This is a genomic window from Acidiphilium sp. 20-67-58 (assembly GCF_002255515.1).
In the GTDB taxonomy this organism is placed as follows: Bacteria; Pseudomonadota; Alphaproteobacteria; order Acetobacterales; family Acetobacteraceae; genus Acidiphilium.
Genome location: NZ_NCAS01000074.1, coordinates 1 through 5,227 on the forward strand (window position 1 = coordinate 1; position 5,227 = coordinate 5,227).

The window sequence follows — 5,227 nt, forward strand, 5'->3', positions numbered from 1 at the left end:
CCGGCTGTTGTCGCCGGCCTCCTCAAGCCGCGCGCGCAGGTCGTCGAGGAACAACGGGTTCAGGACTTTGAGGATGTTGGGAACGCTGGTGTAGTGCATCCCCAGCGCGCCGCGCTCCTCATCGTCCGCCACGGCCTGGATCATCGACCCGAAAATGTCCGGGTTGATCTTCCTCCAGTCGAGGCCGCCGATATGGAGAAGGTAGGAGCGCGCGATCCGGCTGAACCGCGGCACGGCGGGGCTGCCGGAGAACAGCCCGCCGTTCACATAGGGGAACACGTCCGCCCAGCGCGGCAGCTTCACGGTCGCCCGCTGGGCGATAGGCGTGTTCATGGCACGGAACAGCTCGCCGATCACCTCATGGGTATTGGACGAGTCCCGTGCGCTCATCTGCTCGATGGTGGCGGTGAACAGGCCCTCTCCGTTGAAGATGTCGGTGTCCTCCGCGAAGAAGCAGAAGATCAGCCGAGCCATGAAGTGGTTCATGTCGGGGCGGCGGGCGGCCGTGCCCCAATCGGGATTGTCCTTCAAAAGCTCGACATAAAGCCGGTTGAGGCGTCCGGTCGCCCGGATGTCGAACGAGCTTTCACGGATTTGCTTGACCGTGGTGATTCCGGCCAGCGGCAGGAAGAAGCCGAAATGGTTGGGGAAGTCGGCATAGGCGCAGGCGACCGTCTCGCCGGACTCCAATTCCTCGGCCTCGAAGCCCTCGCCATCGGTGGCGAGGATGAACCGCGCCTTGGCCTTAGCCGTGGCAGGGCTGGTCCGAAGCGCCGCAAGGGTCTGCGTCACCGCGCCAGGTGCGGCGACCGCGATATGGATGTTGCTCCGTTGGAGGATGCCAGCCGGCAGATCGGATGCGTTGGTCGATCCGGTGCGCAGCCGCTTGATCGTGGTGTCCTTGTTCCCAAAGGCGGCCAGGAACTGGTACGGAAACTCCGCAGCGTCGAAGGGCTTTTCCGCAAGCGTGACGGCTTCCTCAATCTCAACCGCGTTCATGCCTCACCCCTGCTTTCATCAGCGGAGGCATGGAACGGCTCGACCTCGATCTCGTCAGCCCGGCGCATGACCTCGGCCAGTTCGTGGTCGAGCTGCCGGATTAGCCATTCGCGGGCAGGCGTGCCGAATGCTTTTTCCAGCCGAACGGCCATCTCGGGCGAAATGCCCGACCTGGCGTTCAGCAGGTTGCTGAGGGTCTGCCGATCCACGCCAAGGATTCTGGCGGCGTCGGTGACGCTCAACCCGTTCTTTTCAAGGCAATCCTGCCTAACCGTCGTTCCTGGGTGCAACGCCTACGTCTTCTCTCAAATTCTCTATTCAAGCCGTATAGTGACAATCGACACTCGACAATAAATCTCGGTTGAGATCCGCGCCATCCCCTACGTCACGAAATAATCTTTCTTCTATCTACCGCCCCGCCATCTCGGTTGAGATCCGCGCCATCCCCTACGTCACGAAATAATCTTTCTTCTATCTACCGCCCCGCCATTGCGCGTCGTGTTTGCCGCTCCTGCTCGGGCTGTTCAGCTCGTTCCGCCCGCCTGATTTCCGCGCCGCTCTCAGAGGCCCGCTGCCAGTAACCACGCGCCTGCTCACCCGTCTGGCTGTCAGCCCGGCCAGCGGCCTGCCCGGCCTTCTGCTCGGCCCGCAGCGCCATCAAATACCCGGAAATCTTCTCGGCATCGGCTGCCGCCCGGAAGATCTCACGCGGGTCTTGCTGCAAGGCTTTGATCCAGCTCCCGACATAGGCCGCATGCTGGCCCGGATCATGGCCGATCCCCAGCTTGTCAGCGATCATCAGCGAGGCAATCTCGGCCCTCAGCTCCTCCCGCGCATAGGCTTCCGATCCGAACGGCGTGCCAAGATCCGGCCGGTTCAGCCGCGAGGGGTGCCCTGTGGCGTGCCCCTTATGCCGACATCGGCATAAGGGGCATAATGCCGAGATCCGGATTATGCCGCATCTGCTCGGCAGGGCGCGGTTGGCGGTATGATCGCACCAATCCTATTCGGCATAATCTTCATCGCTGAGCCGTATCTGGACTCGTTCGCCGAGAGCTTTGCGGCGGAGAATTACACCGCCGGCACGGTCAAGACCTACCAATCGATCCTGCGGAAGGTGGGGCACGCGATGGATGTCGAGGGCATCAGTCCTTCGGCGTTGACGCTCGACATGGCCGAGCATCTGGGACGCAAGGTGCCGCGCAAGAAGACGGGCTCGGTATGGCCGTATAGGTTGGCCCGCCGGTTCGCGCAGCATCTGCTCGATATCGGCGTCACGCAGCCGGTGCCGTTGACCGAGGCGCAGCAGGCGCGCGCGACCCTGCTGGCGAACTTCGAGACCTATCTGGTCAAGCATCGCGGCCTGAGTCCGCGGACGATCTATCACACGCTGCGGTTCGCCAACCGGTTCCTCGATCATCGCTTTGGTGATGCGATAGTTGATCCGGGGCGGTTGCGGCCTGCCGACGTGATCAGCTTCATCGAGCATGTGTTGGCAGGCGCGCGTCGCGACAAAGCGGTGGCAACGCATGTTCGTATCTTCCTGCAATATCTGTTCGGCAGCGGCGCGACAGCGACCAATCTGGCGCTGAGCGTGCCTAGGGCGGCGAAGCGCTGGGGCGCACGACTGCCGCGCCATCTGTCGCCCGAGGGCGTCGAGGCGGTGCTCGCCTGCGTGCGCGACAGCCCCCGGCACGGCGCTCGGGACTATGCGATGCTGCTCATCATGGCCCGGCTCGGCTTGCGCGCTGCCGAGGTCATCGCGATCCAGCTGGACGATATCGACTGGCGCGCGGGCGAACTCTTGGTGCGTGGCAAGGGGAAGCTCCACGATCGCGTGCCGATCAGCGCGGAGGTTGGCGAGGCCCTCTGCCGCTATCTGCGCGAGGAACGCGGACCCGCGTCCTGTCGCACGATGTTCGTCACCCATCGCGCGCCGTACCGTCCGTTCAAGGACAGCCAGATCGTCAACGCCGTTCTCAAGGATGCGCTGAAGGCGACTGGCCAGAAGCCGGTAACGCCCTATGTGGGATCGCACCTGCTGCGTCATAGCCTTGCCACCCAGTTAGTGAACTCGGGTGCATCGCTCGACGAGGTGGGCGATGTGCTGCGGCACCGCTCACGCACATCAACGATGATATATGCCCGTCTCGACATCGATGGGCTGCGGTCAGTGGCAATGCCTTGGCCCGTGGCGGGAGGCGCGCAATGAGCCTCACCTTCCAACTCGACCGCTATCTGGCTGTGCGGCGCCGCCTCGGCTACGACCTGAGCACCAGCGAGCGCATCCTTCGCCGCTTCACGCGGTTCGCCGACAGCGAGCGTGTGACGCATATCGACACGGCGCTGTTCCTGCGTTGGCACGCTACGCTCGGCGAGGCCAACGGCATGACGCGAGCGGCGCGGCTTACCGCCGTGCGCCTCTTCGCGCAGTGGCTGAGCAGCTTCGATCCGGCGCATGAACCCCCACCACGGGGCCTGTTGCCGGACACTGTCATGCGCTCGCGTCCGCATATCTACAGCAATGCCGAGGTCGCTTCGATTATCGCGGCCGCAAAGGCGCTGCCGTCGATCTGCGGGTTGCGCGGGCTGACTTGCTCGACACTGTTCGCGCTCATCGCGGTCACGGGCTTGCGCATCAGCGAGGCGCTCGCGCTCGATGGGAACGACCTCGACGCCGATAATGGTGTGCTGCGCGTCCGACAGGGCAAGAACGGCAAGGAGCGGTTGCTGCCGCTCGACCCCAGCACCGTCGAGCGACTGCTCAACTATCGCATCGAACGCGATCGGCTGATCGGTCATCCGGCGGTGCCGCTGTTCGTAACCGACAAGGCGACCCGGCTCACCGACTGCACGGCCCGCTACAACTTCGCGCAGGCGTGCCAGCAGATCGGCTTGCGATCCGAGCAGCAGTACCATCGGCATGGCCGAGGGCCACGCATCCACGATCTGCGCCACACCTTCGCCGTGCGCACGATGATCGACTGGTACCGGACCGGCAAGGATCCGGCGCGCGAGATGATCCGGCTGACGACCTATCTGGGTCATAGCAGCCCTTCCCGAACATACTGGTATCTGGAGGCGGTCCCGGAACTGCTCGATCTGGCGATAGCCCGTGCCACCGCGAGCGGCGGGGAGATGGCACAATGAACGCCGTCACCTTGCCCGCGCTGATCCAGCGCTTCTTCACCGACCGGCTTTGCACGCAACTGGAGGCGAGCCGACATACGGTCGCCGGCTATCGCGATACGTTCCGGCTGCTGCTCAGATATGCGAGCGCCCGCCGCAAAAAGCCGCCGGTCAACCTGACGGTCGAAGACATCGACGCCGATCTGGTCGCGGACTTCCTCGCCCACACCGAGACCGCGCGGGGTAATAGCGCTCGCAGCCGTAATACCCGGCTCGCCGCGATCCGATCGTTCTTCCGCTTCGTCGCGATGACCGATCCGACTTGGCTGCTGCACTGCCAGCGCATCCTCGCCATGCCCAATAAGCGCTATGTGAAGCGTGCGGTCACGTTCCTCGATGCCGAGGAAATGGCGGCGCTGTTGGCGGCTCCGGATCGTACAACATGGGCGGGGCGGCGCGATCACGCTCTGCTCCTGCTTGCGGTCCAGACAGGCCTGCGGGCTTCCGAACTGGTCGGCCTCACGCGGGGCGATGTCGTGCTGGGGACCGGCGCGCACATCCGTTGCATGGGCAAGGGCCGGAAGGAGCGCGCCACCCCGCTTCGCCGCGAGACAGCCAAGCTGCTGGCGACGTGGATCGGCAACGACAAAGATGAGGGCAAGCCGCTGTTCCCGTCGATCCGGGGCGAACGGCTGAGCCGTGACGCTCTTGAGCATCTGGTCCGCAAGCACTGCCTCACGGCGTCGCGCGCGTGCCCGAGCATCGGCACGAAACAGGTCACGCCACATACGCTGCGCCACAGCACGGCGATGGACCTGCTCCACCACGGCGTTGATCCTGCGGTGATCGCGCTCTGGCTTGGTCACGAGAACGTCGAGACCACCCAAATCTACATCCATGCCGACATGCGGATGAAGGAAAAGGCGCTCGCTCGCGTCGCCGCTCCAGCCACGCCGTCGGGCCGGTTCCGGCCCGACGATCAACTCCTCGCGTTCCTGGAAGGGCTCTGATTATGCCGAACAGCCGCATGGCCAATGCCGGGCTATCCGGCCTCCAGCGGAGGCCATGCGGCATAATCCGGATCGCGGCATTATGCCCC

Annotated in this window: 6 protein-coding genes; 3 read left to right on the forward strand and 3 right to left on the reverse strand. The window is 64.3% G+C overall.

Annotated features, from left to right (window positions below):
- From B7Z76_RS15695 to B7Z76_RS16415, 3 genes are all read right to left on the reverse strand, one after another.
- Window positions 1–999 (reverse strand): type IIL restriction-modification enzyme MmeI (locus B7Z76_RS15695; protein WP_366925320.1); only part of this gene is annotated, 999 nt, incomplete at its 3' end.
- Window positions 996–1,289 (reverse strand): HigA family addiction module antitoxin, encoded by a 294-nt coding sequence (locus B7Z76_RS15700; protein ID WP_291345153.1) that lies wholly within the window; start codon window positions 1,287–1,289, stop codon window positions 996–998. The genes B7Z76_RS15700 and B7Z76_RS15695, both read right to left, overlap by 4 nt.
- Window positions 1,290–1,474: 185 nt before the next feature.
- A complete protein-coding gene (locus tag B7Z76_RS16415) occupies window positions 1,475–1,972 on the reverse strand; it encodes a zincin-like metallopeptidase domain-containing protein (protein ID WP_408736383.1) in 498 nt (165 codons plus the stop codon).
- Between the two features lie 15 nt (window positions 1,973–1,987).
- On the opposite strand from B7Z76_RS16415, the gene B7Z76_RS15710 reads away from it, so the two are divergent.
- From B7Z76_RS15710 to B7Z76_RS15720, 3 genes are read left to right on the forward strand one after another with little or no spacing between them, the layout of a single operon-like run.
- The gene (locus B7Z76_RS15710; RefSeq protein WP_291345155.1) at window positions 1,988–3,211 is read left to right on the forward strand and encodes a tyrosine-type recombinase/integrase; all 1,224 of its coding nucleotides are present in this window, start codon (window positions 1,988–1,990) and stop codon (window positions 3,209–3,211) included.
- Window positions 3,208–4,149: a tyrosine-type recombinase/integrase gene (locus B7Z76_RS15715; protein WP_011930444.1), complete on the forward strand. Its 942-nt coding sequence runs from the start codon at window positions 3,208–3,210 to the stop codon at window positions 4,147–4,149. Before B7Z76_RS15710 ends, B7Z76_RS15715 begins: the two co-directional genes overlap by 4 nt.
- Window positions 4,146–5,138: a tyrosine-type recombinase/integrase gene (locus B7Z76_RS15720; protein WP_011930443.1), complete on the forward strand. Its 993-nt coding sequence runs from the start codon at window positions 4,146–4,148 to the stop codon at window positions 5,136–5,138. Before B7Z76_RS15715 ends, B7Z76_RS15720 begins: the two co-directional genes overlap by 4 nt.
- The last annotated feature ends 89 nt before the right edge of the window (window positions 5,139–5,227 follow it).